We start from the raw sequence: 16670 nt of genomic DNA on the forward strand, positions 1-16670 counted from the left end.
AAGATTTCAATTATTCGATAATTCCGTTTCTCATCATTTTTTGCCATTTTCTATTATGTAGGTCATCATACTTGCTTAATGCTTCTAACGAGAAAGCTGTAGTAAATTCTTCTGAACCATAATAGAATGTTAATGACTGGACGCCAATCTCTGGCCAGCTCCCGTCACTTCTCTGAGTATTCAATATATATGTTATAGCCCTATCTAATGCTTTACCTTTATATCCTGAATTCATTAATGAAATAGCAGCCATACTTGTGTTTATTTCATTTCCCCAGCTTCCATCCGGTCTTTGAGTATTCAAAAGATAATTTCTTATTACTGGCATTGAAAGTTCTAAGTCCTTTGCATGCCCATCCGCATACGCTCTTGAGAACGTATAAAGCTGGATATAGGGAATGTGATAATACATTGTGGCTTCAGTGAAAGAATTATTTTCTATATAACTATTCAGATAGTCGCTAACTTCTGGCGCCTGCTCGCCTGCAAGAGAGAGACCATACAGCATATTGGCATTGACTACAGGATCTATATCGTTATTTTTATATAACAAATAAAAAGGGTCCGATTCGTTCATCCATTTCTCTTCATTCATCCATGTATAAAATAAACCTTCTTGATTTCTGTAGTTAAGTGCATACTCTAAGCCGCTTTCTTCAACAGATATTCCGGTTTCTTTTAAAGAGGCAAAAGCTACTGATGTATCATCCAGATCAGGCGGCATACTGGAATACTTCCCATAGAATCTCCACACACCCGGTTCTTCTTTATTTGCCAATATATATACTGCTGTTTTATTTCTCATTTCATTGATTTCTGAATCGGATTCTACAAAGCTAAGCGAGTGAAGAACAATTGCCGAACTAAAAACCTGTGGTAAATATATTTTATCAGCCATATCATGGCTCAATGAAACGTATGTTTGAAACTCGCCTGATGGTAATTGGCTTTCTTTTAAGAAGGATATGGCTTTCCCTATTGCTGTATCCACATCTCTATGAGGTAAACAATAGTTGTTACTGTGCCATTTCTCTGCCATCTCGCATTGCAGCAATTGCATCCCTGACAACACATGTGAAGCAGGGGCTTCTGGCATGCCAGAAGCTATAGAGGCAGAAAATCCCAGTAGAAGGATCAACATTGCCCAGCAGTTGACTGGTTTTCTGAAAATGATTCGTCTGTTATCTATTATTTTTTCTTTTGACATTTTAACCGTCCATAACCTTTTTTCCGGTCCTGATATACTCATAAATCACGACCGCGATTAGTGAACCTATGACCGGGGCTACCAGATATATCCATTGATGATCCAGTATTCCACCAATTATCGCTGGTCCTAAAGACCTGGCAGGATTCATTGACGCACCGGAGATTGCACCCCCGAAAAGTGCATCAAGGGCTACGACCCCGCCTATTGCAATACCCGAAACTTCAGGTTTAACCCTGGCATCTGTAGCGACTGATATTATAACTAACATCAGGAAAAAGGTCATTACAACTTCTAATATAAACGACTGCTCCCATGAACCTCTGGGCAGGGTAGCGCCAAGGTTCCCGATATTACCGAATATCATAAAAAGTAAAGCGCTTGCGAGAATTGCACCTCCAATTTGAGCACCGATATAAGGGAGAACGTGCTTTTTTTCAAATTTCCCGACTGAAGCAAAACCAATCGTCACAGCAGGATTAAAATGGGCTTTCGATATATGCCCCAGGGAATATATCATAACAGCTACCACCAATCCAAAAGACATGGCTATGCCAATGTGTCCTATTTTCCCGGTTAATGAATCATCAATTATAGCTCCTGTTCCAGCAAACACAAGAGCAAATGTTCCTATAAATTCCGCCACGATTTTCTTGAACATGGTTATCCCAGAATCCGGTGATGTGGTTCAGGCTGCGGTGGACTGAAACTTTCTATTTTCAGTGTATTAAGTTCCGTATCATACTTTGAGGAGACTATTTCCAGCGAATCCAGAATAGTTTGTTTCAGCTCTTTGGGGCCTATTGCAACGCGAGCATTTATTGCCATCTCCCCTGATCCTGATTTGTCCGGAATTAAACCTGTGAAACACACATCCTGGCCAAATGAAACTAAGCTGGCTTTTGTAAAATTTTTTTTGTCCGAGAAATATATCTTAACATGACCTATCTCTCCATTTTTTTGTTTTATATCTGTCGCCGCAGTTATCAGAATATCCCTGATGAATTCCTTGACTCTGAAATCCTGTTTGCTATCTACCTTCCATACCCCGTTTAACCATCCCATCTCTGCCTCGGCACTGCCGTAAACTTTATAATCAACATGCGGATAATAATAGTTTTTATATTCGTCATTCAATATTTTTCCGGCCAGCATATCCATCCCGGTTCCGTTCGCAGCTGAGATTAACATTATTTCTGCCCTGCTGTTGAGTTTCTTTAATATTTCTTTTATTTTATCTATTTGATCAGGGGACACAAGATCTATTTTGTTCACTGCCAGAACCTCTGCTTCCTGTATCTGATGCGAGAATAGATACCCTGTGGATGTGTCAGGTGATGCCAGATCCATCTCAGAAGACATATTAAGTACGCGCTGGGCATCCACAAGTACGATGTGTGGCGCTATTTTAAAAGTATTTTTATAAAATTTTCTTATCGGCATATGCAGTGTTGCAGGGATATCTGTACAACTCCCGACGGGTTCTGCAAGAATTATGTCAGGATTGGTTTTTTTTAGGATATCCTCAGATGAGGCCATAAAATCAGGAAACTTACAGCAGAAACATCCACCAAGAACTTCGCCAACTTCAAAGCCGTAATCCTTGACGATTTTGGTATCCACCAGTTCCTCTCCCTGGTCATTCGTGATTATCGCTACACGCTTGCCGTAATCGGTTACCAGTTTTTTACCTATTTCTATTATAGTGCTGGTCTTACCTGCACCAAGGAAACCACCTACTATTCCAAGTTTTACTATTTTTTCCATTTTTATCTCTCCTTTTTATTTTTCTTATTTATTTTTATGTTTTATATTCTTAAAAGAGCGGGTGGCTCGGCAGCTTCCCCCGCTTTCTTAAATATTGCCGTTCGTATCATATTTTTCTTTTCAGTTTCTAAATATGATTGTAAATCTGCGATATTTGATGAAATTCTCGGTACTTGTAAATCAGGACATAACTGGCAGCTATCTCTTTTCTTAATACCTGAAGCCGGCAGTACAACAACCGTGCTGTCAGCCGGGCTTATTTTGCCAGCCTCGCAAAGCCTGACCATTCCGGCAACCGCCAGCCCTCCGCTATAATCCGGTAATATTCCTTCTTTCTTTGCGATCAATTCCGCATATTCTATTCCTTCTTTATCCTCAACTGCAATACCATACCCGCCATGTTTAATTGCCCTGAGGGCATAAAGACCATCGGCCGGATCACCAACCCGAAGATTTTCGCACAGAGTCACAGGATTCCTTAATGGGGTTGGTATTTCTTTTCCACGGATCAAAGCGTCCACAATCGGAGCACAACCGCTGGATTGAACTATAAAAAATTCAGGTAAGTCTTCTATCAGTCCTGATTCGTACAGTTCCTTAAAACCTAAATACATATTATAAGTGAGAGAGCCGGAGCCTTCCGGTATCACAATGTTATCAGGTGATTTCCATCCAAGTTGCTCTGCTATCTCATAGCTCAAAGTCTTATAACCGGAATTGAAATAACTGCGCAAATCCAGGTCAACAATCGGCAAATTCAACTCCGGTATTTCAGCGATCCTTGTTACCAGCGTACATGTAGCCGGGTCATTCCCATGGCATTGACAATCTATATCCCCTTCCTGTTTATAAACTTTCAATACTTGCGCTCCATACGATAATAAAGGAGATATTATTTCAGGGGTTGTATTATCCGGAACAAAGATATAAGATTTTAGCCCGGTTCTTGCTGCGTGCGCTGCTACGGAGTCCGCAATATAATGTGTCGAAGCGCATCCTATTTCAGTGCTATTAAATTCAATCGCTTTATTTATGGAGATACTTACAGAACGATCTTCATAAGATTGCGTTGGATTAGTACCTTCGAATTTTAAATGAAGATTTTTTATGCCTGTGACCTCGCCAAGTCTATCACTTCTGAGCAAAGGAGTCCATCCGTCATTTAAATCCACAGCCCTTTTATCATTGACAGGCAGAAACTCCAGATACCGCCACATGCTTGGATAACGGCTCTCAATCTTGCTTTTGATGCTTCTGTCAATGTCTTCTATACATGTATCAACAGGACCATAACATTCACTACAGGATGTTATCATAGCCTCAGGATACAAAGTTCCACAATCCCTGCATTTTAATATACCCATTTTTAACCTCCCTGGAATGAAACCAAAAATAATATTTTGTCTCCATCCATTAACCTGGTCTTATATTCTCTGATAAGTCGGATATCCATCCCGTTCACATAACATCTGACATGCCTGTTGAGGAGTGAATCCTCTGAAGACAATAGTCTCTTTTTTAAGTTATCATACTTATCACAAACTTCAACAATCAGTTCACCAATATTTTTTGCATCTGTGTTTATTTTAATTTCCCTGTGACCTGTCTCAGAGGAAATTATTCCAAAGAATCTAACATATATTTCTCTCATTTTTACCTCTCTCTTGAAAGAAGAATCATGGTATAGATAGCATAATATGTATATTCAATATCAGGAGCACCCATATTGCCAAATCCGCCCCAGGGAGTCTTGAAATTAAGAATGCTATCTGTAACTTTGCTTGCAGAAATTGTATTTAAACACTCCAAAAGCGTAAGAGAATTAACTCCACAAAAAAATGAAGCAAGGTCCGTTGTTCTGGATCTCAAATGATTTTTGAAACCGGCGTTTGACTGGCAATTTAATACAAAATCTTTAACTTGTTTTTCATCAATCCGATTTAAATAATCTAATAAATACAATGAAAACAACGCCGATGCTGTCTCAACAAGATTTGGTTGCAAAGATTTATATGATGCTTTAAAACCTCCTTCCGGTGTTTTCAGGTTTATCAAAAATTCAGAGGTTTTATTGAGAAATTCTTTATCCAATAAATCAGACTTATCCAGCAGGTTCAAAGAGAAAATCCCATAAAATGTCGAGTATGCAGTGGGTTGGCTCGATTTTTCATCTTTCAGAAATCCTCCTTCTGTGGACTGTAAAGATAGAATAAATTTACTGATTTTATCTATATCAAGTTCATCGAAGTTACCAGTTGCTATGGATGTTCCGATTCCACAGAAAGTATGAATCATATCAGGATATGCATCCTTTCTATATCCAAAACCACCATTTTTATTATAGCATGAAAATAAAAAATCTTTAAGGCCACTACGGTCTAACAATTTTTCTTTCTCAATCATTTTGAATGTTTCAATTGCAAAGAATGAATAATATAAATCCGAAGTAGTTTCGCCCAACCTTCCGACAAATCCACCATCTTTTTGTTGGAGCTTGCTAAATAAGTTTTCTGTGTCATTCAATTCCTCCTGAAGCTCAGGTGATAGTTCTTTAACTGTAGCTATGCATAAGCTATTCATGACATCACCTTATTCAACCTGATTCGCTTGATTACTGTATCGATCTCAATATCTGTATTTTTACATCCTCCTTTTAACAAAGGTAAACCTCCGCTTGGTATTTTCAAAGAATCTACAATTGGAATGGCTTTCATCAAAGAATCCAGGCAGGCAACAGCGAAAAATGCATTGGCTTTTCTTTCTTTGAGCATTCTTAACACTACCGTTGCTCCTTCTGAGATATAGATGGTATAACCTAATTCCCTGGCAACCTTAATGATAGGATTAATCTTGCAATTCTCACTTCCGCAATCCTCGCAGATAAGCTGTAAACCAGTTTCCAGTGGTTCATAGTGATTTCGGCATTTCTCAGAGTCGCGAAGGCAATGAGGTACTATCAAAACTCTTTTATCATAAGGAATTTTACTGAAGTCTTCACTCAATATCTGGGTCTTTAACTCCGCTATAGTAAAATCAAGATATTTTGAAGGCAAGCCCAGATGATTTAGTATTTTTGTTCCGGTTGCATCTATACAATCAACGCTCTCTTTACTTGTGTAAATAAGTTCACGTATTTTTTGCCTGTCCTCCGGATCAGGTATATTTGAGATTTTCCTGGCTCTACCAGGATATTCAAAATCCTTTATTGTAAATACTGCTGATTCTGAAGATCCCTCTCCTTCTCCGCCGGAAACCCATTTTTCCGTAGATTTTGCAAAGATTATAGCTTCTTCGGGACAATCTCTTGCACATGCAGGGCAGTTATCTTTACAATTATATGGATTTGCAACTTTTACTCCACCTTGATCATCCTGGATATCAAAAACACCAAAAATACAGAAGTCAAAGCAGCTGCCACATCCAGTACATCTGTCATAATCAATTACCGGAAACCATTCATGAATTTCTTCGGTATTTTCCCCATTTTTTGCAGGTAATATATTTTTCATCTCAGTAATAACTTCTTTCAGACCCAAGTCCCTCATGTTAACATGAACCAACTCTCCCTTACACGAGTTGAAAAGCCATTTTTGCGATCTCTGGTAACAGGCAAGCGTTACAATTTTGTCATTTTTCAGTAAAGAATTCAAAAAAGGTAAGCCAAGTGTTGGGCTGCATAGATACGGATGTTCACTTATATATTTGACATTATGGTTCTCCCTTATATACGTACTGAGCTTACCAAAGTCTTCCTGCTTGAAAAACCCTCTTCCCCGGCACTGACATATTACGACTCCTACCATGATTATCCTCCTACCCTGATATCATTTTCATTACGCCAAGAAGACCCAGTTTACGAATCAGGAGCCCTTTTTTTGACATCAGGGGATTATAAATCTGGCCGTACTCAACGCTAGAAAACATACTCTCCATTATTTTTTTTATCTCACTGTTTTCTTCTGTCAATTCCAGCATGGCATCCATGATGCGGTCGTGAAATTGTGGTTTGTGACCAAACATCATTTTTGCCATTTTGGCAGAATATTTCAAATCATTATCAATCAATTCAGAGTAACAAAGTTCTGTATAGCGCCCCAGGCTTTTCTCGGAATATTCCCCTTCACTAATGATAGATGCTGCTAACTCTGCTGACTTCAATGCATAGTAAATACCTTCACCTGTAAGGGAATTAATCAGACCACCTGCTTCTCCTACAAGCACAAAATGATCCCCATGAAACTTATCCAGATAACTCTCTGCAACCGGATGCCCAAACAAAGATCTGCCATTTATCTTCATTTCTTCTGATCCTTTTAATTTCTGAGATATTATTGGATGATTTTGAATTATTTTATTGAATTTTTCTTTAATTCCATTCGCTTTTTTTGTTTGTTCAATATAACCAATATTAACCCCTTCTTTTCTTGGAAAAATCCAGAAATAACCATTGGTAGTAATATTCCCATCCCAAAAAATTTCGGGTTCATTTAATCTCTCTTCAACCAGACCGGATGGAAGTTTTAGCTCCTGGGAAATAGATATATAATATTTCGGTGGGCTAATGTTAATATATTTATACAGGTAAGAAGACGCTCCCCAGGCACCGACCAGAACATCAGATTCAAATTCCTTTCCTCCCTCTAACTTTATTGTCGCTCCACCGTTCATTTTAATAGAATCTACTTTGCTCTTTTCTAAGATCTCAACACCTTTTGCCTCTGCTCTATCAATTAACCACGAGTCAAATTTATTCCGGTATACTACTATACCTTTTTTTTCAACTGACTCAGAACACGAAACTGAGAAGCTCTTATTTTTTGTGTAAAGTGTTTCTTTTTTAACCTTTCTCTCGATAACTTCATCAGGCGGCTCTCCGACCAATTTGAGGCATCGTGTACACATCCCACCGCCGCATGGTTTATATCTATCTCTGCCCTGTTTATCGATAAGCAGAACTTTCTGACCCTGTTCTGCTAATTTCAAAGCTGTAAAGCTTCCCGCAGGACCGGCTCCTACTACAATTGTGTCATATTTCATTTTTTATCACCCATAATATTTTTGTTGAACCATATAATCTGTAAAACCGATAAGTATCTTTTTCGCTTCAGAATCCGGCAGTATTTCCAATGCGGATTTACCAGCATCTATAAAACTGGAAGCCCTGTTCAGGGCACGATCAATTGAACCTGTTTCCTTCAATATTTTGATAGTGCGTTTTCCTTCGATTATGTCTCCACTTTCCGGTTCTCCAGGTATTCCCTCAGATGCTATAAGATCAGTCACATCATCGTATATCTGGAAACCAACACCTGCAAGACATCCAAAGTCCCATAATGCCTGCGCTTCTTCCCTGCTTGCATTTGATAATACAGCGCCTATTTTTAATCCAGCCGCAAAAAGAACAGCGGTTTTTTTCTCCACCATCTGTAAATATTCGCTCTCTGTCACATCATTTCTTTTTTGAAAGTCTATATCCATCCATTGCCCCTCACATAGATCTATATAGGTTTTGGATAGGATTTGCATACTTTCGATGATCTGTGATGGTCCGCTTTTTGCATATGAAAGAATTTCAAAAGCTTTCGAATACAGGGCATCCCCTGCGAGAATCCCATCAGATGCCCCCCAAATTTTATGAACAGTGAGATATCCCTTCCGCGTATCGGCACCGTTTATAATGTCATTATGGATCAGGCAGACATTATTAATCAATTCGATAGCCAGGGCAGCAGGGATTACATCTTCCGGTTCCCCCCCTACAGCTTCTGCTGCTACTAACAACGTTGAGGGACGGAGCCTTTTTCCATCGGCATCCATAAGGCGGTGCATAGCAAGATACATCTCATCCAGGGGAGTTATGGAAGGAAAATTTGGTATCGATTCATTCACCATTTTAACTCTCTGGTATAGAGCTTTGATTATCAAATCATTTTTTTTTAAATGTAAATCAGAGATGCCTGGGTGCTGGTTTATGAGCGCTTCGATCATAAGACCATCTCATTTTGTCCATAACATACTACTCGTACTGCTAAAGTTAACAGTGTTAACCTGGCTCCGAATAATAGAATTTTTTCAATTTGCTCCAACCAATCCAACTCCTTTTTTGTTTCTACTTGTAAAATGTAACTCCATTTATAAGCATATACATTATACAAGTAATACTCATCATTTTAGTTGAAGTATATATTATTAATCTTATATTATATTCTATTAATTCTACAACAATAGTTCATTAGTATAATGTTGCAAGACCTAACTAATATTTAATAGATTATTATCATAGTGGTGGTGGTATTCGGTGCAACAATCAATTTATTATACGCTTCTTTAGTAGTAGCGATTTCAGGAGGTTTAAGGCTGTATGTGGCTTCTCTGCTTTCAGGAAAAGATATGGGTATTTCCATATCCCTTGTTATGGTTTTAATAGTCTATTCAACCTATACACTGGATAGGACCATAAATTGCATGGAGGATAAAGTCAACCGCACGCAAGAGAGCAATGCAAACAAGTTTATTCCTTATTTTTTATTGTGTATGTGTCTTCTGTTTGCCATTTTGATTCTAATACAAAATCGGATTTTTCCGCTAATAGCTTTGTTCCCTATTATTATGGGATTCATGTACACTAAGGGAGTTAAAATTGGGAATTATTCAATTAAATTAAAACAAGGCAAGGGAATTAAAAATTTTTTTGTTGCATTTACATGGGCTCTCACAATTATTCTCCTGATTTATCCTGCTGAGAATTTGAGTTTGTTTTTGATATTTATTTTATTTTTCATAAAGAGTTTTATAAATACTGTAATATTCGACTTTAAGGATATCAAAGGAGATTCCCAGGCAGGTTTGAAAACAATTCCTGTATATTTTGGGGAATTAAAAGCAAAACTATTACTCCATTTAATTAATTCATCTTTTCATATAAGTTTGATCGTTCTTGCTGTTTTTGATCTGATCAAATTCGAAATGTTTATTCTACTTTATAGCTGGATCGGTGGAACAATATACATATCATTATATGCTAATCCTAAAAAAACAATCTTCAGGAGCATAGTAGTTCATGGAGAATGGGCGCATATGCTTATATTCAGAAGTCTTGCAATTCAATTTTACTTGAGCGCTTTTCATAGTATCTGAAGAGATCCATTCCCCATCTCAGGGCGGATTTTTCAGTACTTATGATATTTCTATAAAAATCATAATTATTGTTCTTTAAGAAAAATCTCACAGATAAAAAATTATTGGTTACTGTGAAGGCAACTTCCATATTTTCATCATATACCAGCAACTGCACATTCTTGGATCTTAGACTTTTTTCTAACTCTAACTTGTGATTTTCTTTAAGTTTTTCAAGAACATCCCTGGTTATTATAATCGAAATGGGTATGCCTTTACCCCTGAGCATTTCGATATGTTTTGGGTAGTCCGGATGCAGTACAGGAGAGACTCCAAACATAAATTTTGAATTTAACAGATTTTTAAGATATTCTTCATGTGGTTTGAACATCTCAGTCTGAGTACTCTTGAAAATATTGAATTCTCCAAGCTCATATAGTCGTACGCGGAACTCCCAGGGAACTCCTTTGAGGTTGTGTAAATTCCAAAATTCCAGATCCTTTTCAAATATATCCAGGGTTTTGACCAGTTGATCAAGCGAGTTATTCACTATTTTTCCGATGTCAGTCAGGACGTATTTCCTATCTTCCTGACAGACCAGATAATTCTTTTCCAGTTTTTTTATTTGAGGAATTATTTCAGGGGAAGTTACTTCAAAATGGTCTTTGATTTCCTGTAATGTTTTTGGCTCTTTTTGCACAAATGAAAGAATTTCCTTCCTTTTTTCAGAAAATGCTATAAGACTCAATAACCCTTTTGCTTTCATTTTTCCTCACCATTTCTCCACCAGCCTGCTCAACTTTCTTTCAAATTTACTGATACCAATAATAATCATGTAACTGAAATATTGCGATGATGGAGTTATTACTATATAATGGTTTTTTTGTACCAAAATCCGGAAATCTCAATTATTGTTACATCAATTTCCCTATATATACTAAGCGGGGATTAGAAATCGTCATCGGGAATATCTTTCCCTTCGATAAACGGCATATTTTTCTCTTTTGAATACCTGATTGCATCTTCTTTTGTGAGCGCTTTTCCTGTTTTGTCATCAAGCATCTCGCATACTACCATCGAGGGAGAAATACCGGCTTTTAGTGCAAGTTCTATGGACAGCTCTGTCTGCCCGCACCTCTCGTTCAGGAGACCTGTGGCCGCGCGAAGCAGCGCGACATGGCCAGGTGACCTGAATTCGTCACCGAAATCTATTTTCTCACCTTTCATTACTTTATCAACGGTTTCACCGACTTTTCTAATTGTAAGAGCCCTATCGTTATCGGTTATACCTGTAAAAGTTTCCCTGTGGTTAACCCAGAGTGAAAATGATGAACGGGAGTCGTAGGGGATATCCCCTTTCTTTTCCACAAGACTGATCAGGGATTTATGGCCGTTTTTAGAGACACTCCTTAAAATATCTGACATGAAAGGCAATCCCAGGCGGTCTGCGGCTTTTCCATATATCGCAACGCATATCAGCCCTCCGCCATCGCGCCGCATAAGAGCGACATCAGATGGTGTTATACATATAGCCGGGATAACAAGGTCTGTTTCTCCTTCCCTGTCCTCGGCATCAAACAGGAGTATCATTTTACCGTTTCTTAATGCATCTATTGCGCTATCAAGACTCATTTTATCACTTCCACATTAACATTATGGCCATCTTTGAGATCAAGATGGTCCCGCAGGTTAACAGGCGCTATTATTTCAATAATATCATCAGGATAATGGGTTCGCTCAGGAGTAATTACAGCGCCTTCAATATCGCAAATCCTTACCCTGAAACATGAACCTTTCCCGAAAGTCCTGTTATGGTCTGTAAAACCGGAGATCCTTATATTTTCCGTTATTTTCTTACGAAGATCAATACTTTTTGCATCAAGTCTGATATTCAGGGTGCCAGGATACGGATCAAAACCCAGCTTTTCAAGGAACTGTGTCCTGTAGCCCTCAAGTGAAATATAATATTGTCCTTCCCCCAGCCCTGTAATCAGCTTCCCGCTTAAGATTTTGATAGTCCCATTCCCTGAAAATATCTCGTTGTAATCACACAATTCCTTATGCAGCACATCGATCCCATTTTTTGTTATCGAGATCAACTGCCCATCAGGCAATAACTGCCGTGAGATTAGACTTTCCTCTTCAAGGGCCTTGAGCTTTCGCGCTGCTGTCTGCTGGCTCAAATCCAGATGCGCTGCAAATTGTACTGATGATAATTCCAGGGGTTTGTGGTGAGCACCAAGAAGCGCAAGTTTTTTCAAAGATTGTATATCCATATAATCCACTCATATTGTATATCTATATAGTCCACTCATTTTTGAGCTGCTACTCAAATATGGATTTATAGGTGTATAAAACTTTTCATTGATCATTTTGCAGCCGGGTATGATCCCAGTATTTTTAGCATTCCAACCTTGCTCTTTATTTTCAGGAGTGTCTCATTTATGGTTTTATCTTCAATGTGCCCTTTGATATCAATATAGAAAACGTAATCCCCCAGGACTTTCTTGGTTGGACGCGATTCTATCTTTGTAAGGTCAATATTTCTGCCGGCAAATTCGCCAAGTATCTCATACAGGGCACCGGGCCTGTTTTTCTCAAGATACACAATAATAGATGTCTTATCATTACCTGTGGGAGCTGGCGATGTTTTTCCTATAACAATGAACCTGGTGAAATTCTCCTTAACATCCTGTATATTTTCATCCAGTATTTTCAAGCCGTACATCCTGGCCGATTCCTCGGATGCTATTGCAGCAATTTCCTTAGATTCCGATGCAAGTTTTGCTGCATGGGATGTACTCAGGTCCGACCTTATTTCGACTCCTTTGAAATTATTTTTAATATATTTCCTGCACTGCGATAAGGGCTGGGGATGTGACATAATTATTTTTATGTCTTCAAGATTTCCTTTTGAAAGAAGACAATTTTTAATCCTGACTACTACTTCACCTGTGATTTTTAGCTGGTGTTCCATCAGCAGGTCAAGTGTGAGCGTTATTGAGCCTTCAAGGGAATTCTCAATAGGCACTATGCTGCAATCAACTTTTTTTCGCAAAAGTGCGTCAACAGTATCAAATATATCATCATAAAATTCCAATTCAGCTTGATCGTCCCATTGTCGCGAGGCTTTTTCCGAGTAAGTGCCCTTAGGTCCGAGAGTTCCTATTATCATCTGCTCCTTATATTGATGGATAAAAGAAATAGTTTGTTGCTTTTTCCGAATATTCCAAAAATATCTGAGCAAACTTTTAAAAACAATCCACCTTATTATAGGTGGAGATTAATTTGAGGCTTGATAAATATATCCCGATAACTGGCATGGCTTTCATGCTGCTACTTGTTCAGCTTATTGCGATCGCTTTGAGCAAACCGCTTGAGGTTAATAACTTCAAGGCATTTGAAGATCCAAACGATACAGGGAATGTTTTCATCTGGGTTGCAATAATTCTTATTTTCACAGCATTCATTTTTCTTATAATAAAATTGAATAAGAAATGGATTCTCCAGGCTTTTATCCTGATCACAGTAGTCTGGACTTTAGCATATGTCTTCTATGCGTTTTTTTCAATGTTCCCACAGCTATTTACACCCGATACGAACCTGATTTTAACAATCATAAGCTCAGTTGCCCTTACAGTTATTTTATATAAATTCCCTGAATGGTATGTAATTGACATAATAGGTGTGATACTGGGGGCCGGTTCTGCTTCAATTTTCGGGATATCCCTTAATATCTTGCCAGTTATTCTATTACTTATTCTGCTGCTTGTTTACGATTATATTGCAGTATACCGGACAAAACACATGGTGGCTCTCGCGGAAGGTGTTATGGACTTAAGACTTCCTATTTTACTTGTGATCCCGAAACACTGGAATTATTCGTTCAGGACTGAGAAATTCGATAAAGAAGAGCGTGAAGCCTTCTTCATGGGTCTTGGAGATGCCGTTATGCCAACTTTGCTTGTTGTTTCAGCAAACGTTTTCATAACCGGGGCTACTTACTATTCACTCCCGCTCATTGGTATCGTAAATATCCCGGCAATCGGCGCCATCCTTGGAACGTTCCTGGGATTTTCCGTACTTATGGTGTTAGTTATGAAAGGCAAACCCCAGGCAGGCCTTCCTTTTCTTAACGGCGGGGTCATCCTGGGATATGTTGCAGGGAGCCTGGTTGCCGGCTCAAAAATATTCGGAGGATAATTTCAGGTTAAACTGATTTAAGGTATTTCTATCGTTAATCTTATTACCTGTGCTTATTAATATTATCTTAATGAACGGGACTACTTTACAGGTAAATATAAAAGGGGTATATCTTATTGAGAAAGCGCCAGGCCCGGTGCCGATCGTATTGCTGGAAGATGAGGCAAAACGCATGATGCCGATATATATCGGAATATCTGAAGCGATATCCATAAATTCTGCCCTTAATCATGAAATACCACCCAGGCCGATGACACATGACCTTTTTGTCTCTTTACTGACCCGTCTTGATTCAACGATAGATGACATCCTGATAGACGAGTTAAATGAAGGGGTTTATTATGCGAGAATGACAGTTTCCATGGATGGAAAGAGTTTTGAACTGGACGCAAGGCCAAGCGACTGCATAGCGATAGCTCTTCGATGCGGCGCCCCGATACATATAAGGGATAATGTGCTTTCAGAAGCGGTAATGTCGAAAGAAGAGCTTCAAGATGTAGTACCTCTTGAAAGTTACATTTCAGGATAAATATTTCAGGATAATCACTTTCAGGTTGCTATCGAAAAACAGATACGTTAGGTGATCAATCTGGGATAGCATGGGTTTTGAAAGTAAAGGTATCTATACAGTACATGAATTCACGCTGGCGGTAAAGAGTGTTCTTATCCAGGGCCAATTCAATGATGCCTGGATCCGCGGGGAAATATCGAACTTTACGAACCACGGTTCAGGTCATCGTTACTTTACATTGAAGGATAAAAACAGCCAGTTGCAGTGCGTCATGTTTAAATGGCATGGAAAAAATCTCAAATTCGAACTTGAACATGGCATGAAGGTCATTGTTTTCGGGGATCTGGATGTTTATGAGCAAAGAGGTGCTTATCAGCTAAAGGTCAGGGATGTCCGGCCTGACGGTATCGGGGAGCTTTACAAAGCATATGAGCAATTGAAGAATAAACTTGCCATGGAGGGACTGTTCTCTCCCGACCATAAGAAGACACTTCCAAGGTTCCCGAAAAAGATAGGTGTGGCAACGTCCCCGACAGGTGCTGTTCTTCATGATATTCTCACAGTGCTTGGAAGGAGATATCCGGTTAATATTCTTTTTATCCCGACAGTAGTGCAGGGCGATAATGCAGCGCAAAGCATTGTCAGGTCACTTGATGCGCTAAATAAGACTGATGTGGATATGATCATCCTGGGCAGGGGCGGTGGCTCAATCGAAGACCTCTGGGCATTTAATGAAGAACCTGTGGCGCGTGCAATTTTTAATTCAAGGATACCGGTCATTTCAGCAGTAGGACATGAGACCGACTTTACGATTGCCGATTTTGTGGCAGATATCCGGGCGCCGACACCTTCGGCTGCTGCTGAGATTGCAGTTCCTGACCGCCTGGAATTAATAAATCACATTATGAGGCTCGGGCAAAGGTTGATCGAAAACCAGAGGCGGATTGTCAGCGACAGGAAGTCCCGTCTTTCTGATCTGCAGGATGGTGTAGCGCCGCATCTTTTTATAGAACGATTGACCCAGTACATCCAGTTTATTGATGAACTGACCCGGAGGCAGATATCAGGTATTGGAAGGCTTATGGAAGTTAAACAGGCGCTTTTGAATGCCCGTTCAGGAAAACTTGATGCAGTAAGCCCGCTTGGAACACTTTCAAGAGGATACAGCATTACATTGAAAATGCCCGGAAAAACACTTGTGCAAAGTATAGGGGATGTTAAAAAATCCGATGAAGTTTCTATAATCTTGAATGATGGAAAAATAAGATGCAATGTTTATGAAAAAGAGGAATGCAAATGGAAATGAATTTTGAGGAATCACTTACAGAGCTTGAAGGAATAGTAGATAAACTTGAGAAAGGACAGCTTTCACTGGATGAGAGTTTGATGCATTTTGAGAAAGGGATAAAGCTTGTGAGGGAATGCAACACGAAATTAAAAAGCGCACAACAGAAGGTGGAACAATTGATAGAACAGAATGGTGAAGTTAAGGAAGAGCCGTTTGAGGTGAAGTAGATCTCAAGAGGTTCTGGAAAGAAACACGAGATGCCCTTAAAATGCTTGGTATGAAGGGTGAATCATATGATGCGCTGTTAAGAAGGCTGATTGAGGCTGCAAAATGCCGGATGTTATATAGAGAATTGGATGAAATACAAAGCAAAGGCGATTATACTAAAATCGATGATATAGATGCCCTATGAACTTTTCATAAGTCCTTCCGCCTGAAAAATAATTAAGCAGCGGTGTCAATACCGGTCTAATTTTCCCCCCGCGACAAGAAACTACATCACAAATTGCAGAAATGCCACTCCTTCCATCCGGAGTGACCTTATTATGGCATGCGTTTTCAGTAATGGAAATGTGTGA

Annotated in this window: 18 protein-coding genes; 5 read left to right on the forward strand and 13 right to left on the reverse strand. The window is 39.0% G+C overall.

Features of this window, described 5'->3' with window-relative positions:
* Window positions 1-10: 10 nt before the first annotated feature.
* From FIB07_05740 to FIB07_05780, 9 genes are read right to left on the reverse strand one after another with little or no spacing between them, the layout of a single operon-like run.
* Window positions 11-1249 carry a terpene cyclase/mutase family protein gene (locus FIB07_05740; protein NJD52355.1) on the reverse strand — a complete coding sequence of 413 codons (1239 nt, stop codon included), beginning with the start codon at window positions 1247-1249 and terminating at the stop codon, window positions 11-13.
* On the reverse strand, window positions 1209-1868 hold the full coding sequence (locus FIB07_05745) for an aquaporin (GenBank protein ID NJD52356.1): 660 nt from the start codon (window positions 1866-1868) through the stop codon (window positions 1209-1211). The genes FIB07_05740 and FIB07_05745 overlap by 41 nt, the downstream gene beginning before the upstream one ends.
* Before the next feature lie 2 nt (window positions 1869-1870).
* Window positions 1871-2974, reverse strand: coding sequence for a hypothetical protein (locus FIB07_05750; GenBank protein NJD52357.1), 1104 nt, complete (start codon window positions 2972-2974; stop codon window positions 1871-1873).
* A gap of 41 nt (window positions 2975-3015) precedes the next feature.
* Window positions 3016-4338 carry a pyridoxal-phosphate dependent enzyme gene (locus FIB07_05755; protein ID NJD52358.1) on the reverse strand — a complete coding sequence of 441 codons (1323 nt, stop codon included), beginning with the start codon at window positions 4336-4338 and terminating at the stop codon, window positions 3016-3018.
* 2 nt (window positions 4339-4340) lie between these two features.
* Window positions 4341-4625, reverse strand: coding sequence for a MoaD/ThiS family protein (locus FIB07_05760; GenBank protein NJD52359.1), 285 nt, complete (start codon window positions 4623-4625; stop codon window positions 4341-4343).
* Window positions 4626-4627: 2 nt separating this feature from the next.
* Window positions 4628-5554 (reverse strand): hypothetical protein, encoded by a 927-nt coding sequence (locus FIB07_05765; GenBank protein ID NJD52360.1) that lies wholly within the window; start codon window positions 5552-5554, stop codon window positions 4628-4630.
* On the reverse strand, window positions 5551-6777 hold the full coding sequence (locus FIB07_05770; protein NJD52361.1) for a DUF116 domain-containing protein: 1227 nt from the start codon (window positions 6775-6777) through the stop codon (window positions 5551-5553). Before FIB07_05770 ends, FIB07_05765 begins: the two co-directional genes overlap by 4 nt.
* 10 nt (window positions 6778-6787) lie before the next feature.
* Window positions 6788-8011 carry an NAD(P)/FAD-dependent oxidoreductase gene (locus FIB07_05775; protein NJD52362.1) on the reverse strand — a complete coding sequence of 408 codons (1224 nt, stop codon included), beginning with the start codon at window positions 8009-8011 and terminating at the stop codon, window positions 6788-6790.
* 6 nt (window positions 8012-8017) lie between these two features.
* Entirely contained in the window at window positions 8018-8866 is an 849-nt protein-coding gene (locus FIB07_05780; GenBank protein NJD52363.1) for a polyprenyl synthetase family protein, read from the reverse strand.
* Between the two features lie 396 nt (window positions 8867-9262).
* Here FIB07_05780 and FIB07_05785 point away from each other — a divergent pair, with 396 nt between their 5' ends.
* Window positions 9263-10111 carry a prenyltransferase gene (locus tag FIB07_05785; protein NJD52364.1) on the forward strand — a complete coding sequence of 283 codons (849 nt, stop codon included), beginning with the start codon at window positions 9263-9265 and terminating at the stop codon, window positions 10109-10111.
* Here FIB07_05785 and FIB07_05790 read toward each other — a convergent pair.
* The 4 genes from FIB07_05790 to pheA all read right to left on the reverse strand — a co-directional run bounded on the left by FIB07_05790 (window position 10062) and on the right by pheA (window position 13265).
* Window positions 10062-10856, reverse strand: coding sequence for a winged helix-turn-helix domain-containing protein (locus FIB07_05790; protein ID NJD52365.1), 795 nt, complete (start codon window positions 10854-10856; stop codon window positions 10062-10064). The two genes, FIB07_05785 and FIB07_05790, sit on opposite strands and share 50 nt — an antisense overlap.
* A gap of 182 nt (window positions 10857-11038) precedes the next feature.
* A complete protein-coding gene (ribB, locus tag FIB07_05795; protein NJD52366.1) occupies window positions 11039-11722 on the reverse strand; it encodes a 3,4-dihydroxy-2-butanone-4-phosphate synthase in 684 nt (227 codons plus the stop codon).
* Complete coding sequence (locus tag FIB07_05800) at window positions 11719-12366, reverse strand: DUF120 domain-containing protein (GenBank protein NJD52367.1); 648 nt, start codon at window positions 12364-12366, stop codon at window positions 11719-11721. The genes ribB and FIB07_05800 overlap by 4 nt, the downstream gene beginning before the upstream one ends.
* Before the next feature lie 92 nt (window positions 12367-12458).
* Window positions 12459-13265: a prephenate dehydratase gene (pheA, locus tag FIB07_05805; GenBank protein NJD52368.1), complete on the reverse strand. Its 807-nt coding sequence runs from the start codon at window positions 13263-13265 to the stop codon at window positions 12459-12461.
* A 146-nt stretch (window positions 13266-13411) separates the two neighbouring features.
* Between pheA and FIB07_05810 the strand changes: the two genes are divergently transcribed.
* From FIB07_05810 to FIB07_05825, 4 genes are all read left to right on the forward strand, one after another.
* A complete protein-coding gene (locus FIB07_05810; protein ID NJD52369.1) occupies window positions 13412-14293 on the forward strand; it encodes a hypothetical protein in 882 nt (293 codons plus the stop codon).
* Window positions 14294-14363: 70 nt separating this feature from the next.
* Window positions 14364-14822, forward strand: a complete 459-nt coding sequence (locus FIB07_05815) for a bifunctional nuclease family protein (protein ID NJD52370.1) — start codon at window positions 14364-14366, stop codon at window positions 14820-14822.
* A gap of 70 nt (window positions 14823-14892) precedes the next feature.
* Window positions 14893-16110 (forward strand): exodeoxyribonuclease VII large subunit, encoded by a 1218-nt coding sequence (xseA, locus tag FIB07_05820; protein ID NJD52371.1) that lies wholly within the window; start codon window positions 14893-14895, stop codon window positions 16108-16110.
* Window positions 16095-16319, forward strand: a complete 225-nt coding sequence (locus FIB07_05825; protein NJD52372.1) for an exodeoxyribonuclease VII small subunit — start codon at window positions 16095-16097, stop codon at window positions 16317-16319. Before xseA ends, FIB07_05825 begins: the two co-directional genes overlap by 16 nt.
* Window positions 16320-16670: the final 351 nt, after the last annotated feature.

Source organism: Candidatus Methanoperedens sp. (assembly GCA_012026795.1).
Classification (GTDB): Archaea; Halobacteriota; Methanosarcinia; order Methanosarcinales; family Methanoperedenaceae; genus Methanoperedens.

Excerpts from the sequence above, each read along its gene's own strand:
- FIB07_05740 (NJD52355.1), bottom strand. The coding sequence starts at position 1,249 with ATGAGTATATCAGGACCGGAAAAAAGGTTATGGACGGTTAAAATGTCA.
- FIB07_05745 (NJD52356.1), bottom strand. The coding sequence starts at position 1,868 with ATGTTCAAGAAAATCGTGGCGGAATTTATAGGAACATTTGCTCTTGTG.
- FIB07_05750 (NJD52357.1), bottom strand. The coding sequence starts at position 2,974 with ATGGAAAAAATAGTAAAACTTGGAATAGTAGGTGGTTTCCTTGGTGCA.
- FIB07_05755 (NJD52358.1), bottom strand. The coding sequence starts at position 4,338 with ATGGGTATATTAAAATGCAGGGATTGTGGAACTTTGTATCCTGAGGCT.
- FIB07_05760 (NJD52359.1), bottom strand. The coding sequence starts at position 4,625 with ATGAGAGAAATATATGTTAGATTCTTTGGAATAATTTCCTCTGAGACA.
- FIB07_05765 (NJD52360.1), bottom strand. The coding sequence starts at position 5,554 with ATGAATAGCTTATGCATAGCTACAGTTAAAGAACTATCACCTGAGCTT.
- FIB07_05770 (NJD52361.1), bottom strand. The coding sequence starts at position 6,777 with ATGGTAGGAGTCGTAATATGTCAGTGCCGGGGAAGAGGGTTTTTCAAG.
- FIB07_05775 (NJD52362.1), bottom strand. The coding sequence starts at position 8,011 with ATGAAATATGACACAATTGTAGTAGGAGCCGGTCCTGCGGGAAGCTTT.
- FIB07_05780 (NJD52363.1), bottom strand. The coding sequence starts at position 8,866 with ATGGTGAATGAATCGATACCAAATTTTCCTTCCATAACTCCCCTGGAT.
- FIB07_05790 (NJD52365.1), bottom strand. The coding sequence starts at position 10,856 with ATGAAAGCAAAAGGGTTATTGAGTCTTATAGCATTTTCTGAAAAAAGG.
- ribB (NJD52366.1), bottom strand. The coding sequence starts at position 11,722 with ATGAGTCTTGATAGCGCAATAGATGCATTAAGAAACGGTAAAATGATA.
- FIB07_05800 (NJD52367.1), bottom strand. The coding sequence starts at position 12,366 with ATGGATATACAATCTTTGAAAAAACTTGCGCTTCTTGGTGCTCACCAC.
- pheA (NJD52368.1), bottom strand. The coding sequence starts at position 13,265 with ATGATAATAGGAACTCTCGGACCTAAGGGCACTTACTCGGAAAAAGCC.
- FIB07_05810 (NJD52369.1), top strand. The coding sequence starts at position 13,412 with ATGGCTTTCATGCTGCTACTTGTTCAGCTTATTGCGATCGCTTTGAGC.
- FIB07_05815 (NJD52370.1), top strand. The coding sequence starts at position 14,364 with ATGAACGGGACTACTTTACAGGTAAATATAAAAGGGGTATATCTTATT.
- xseA (NJD52371.1), top strand. The coding sequence starts at position 14,893 with ATGGGTTTTGAAAGTAAAGGTATCTATACAGTACATGAATTCACGCTG.
- FIB07_05825 (NJD52372.1), top strand. The coding sequence starts at position 16,095 with ATGCAAATGGAAATGAATTTTGAGGAATCACTTACAGAGCTTGAAGGA.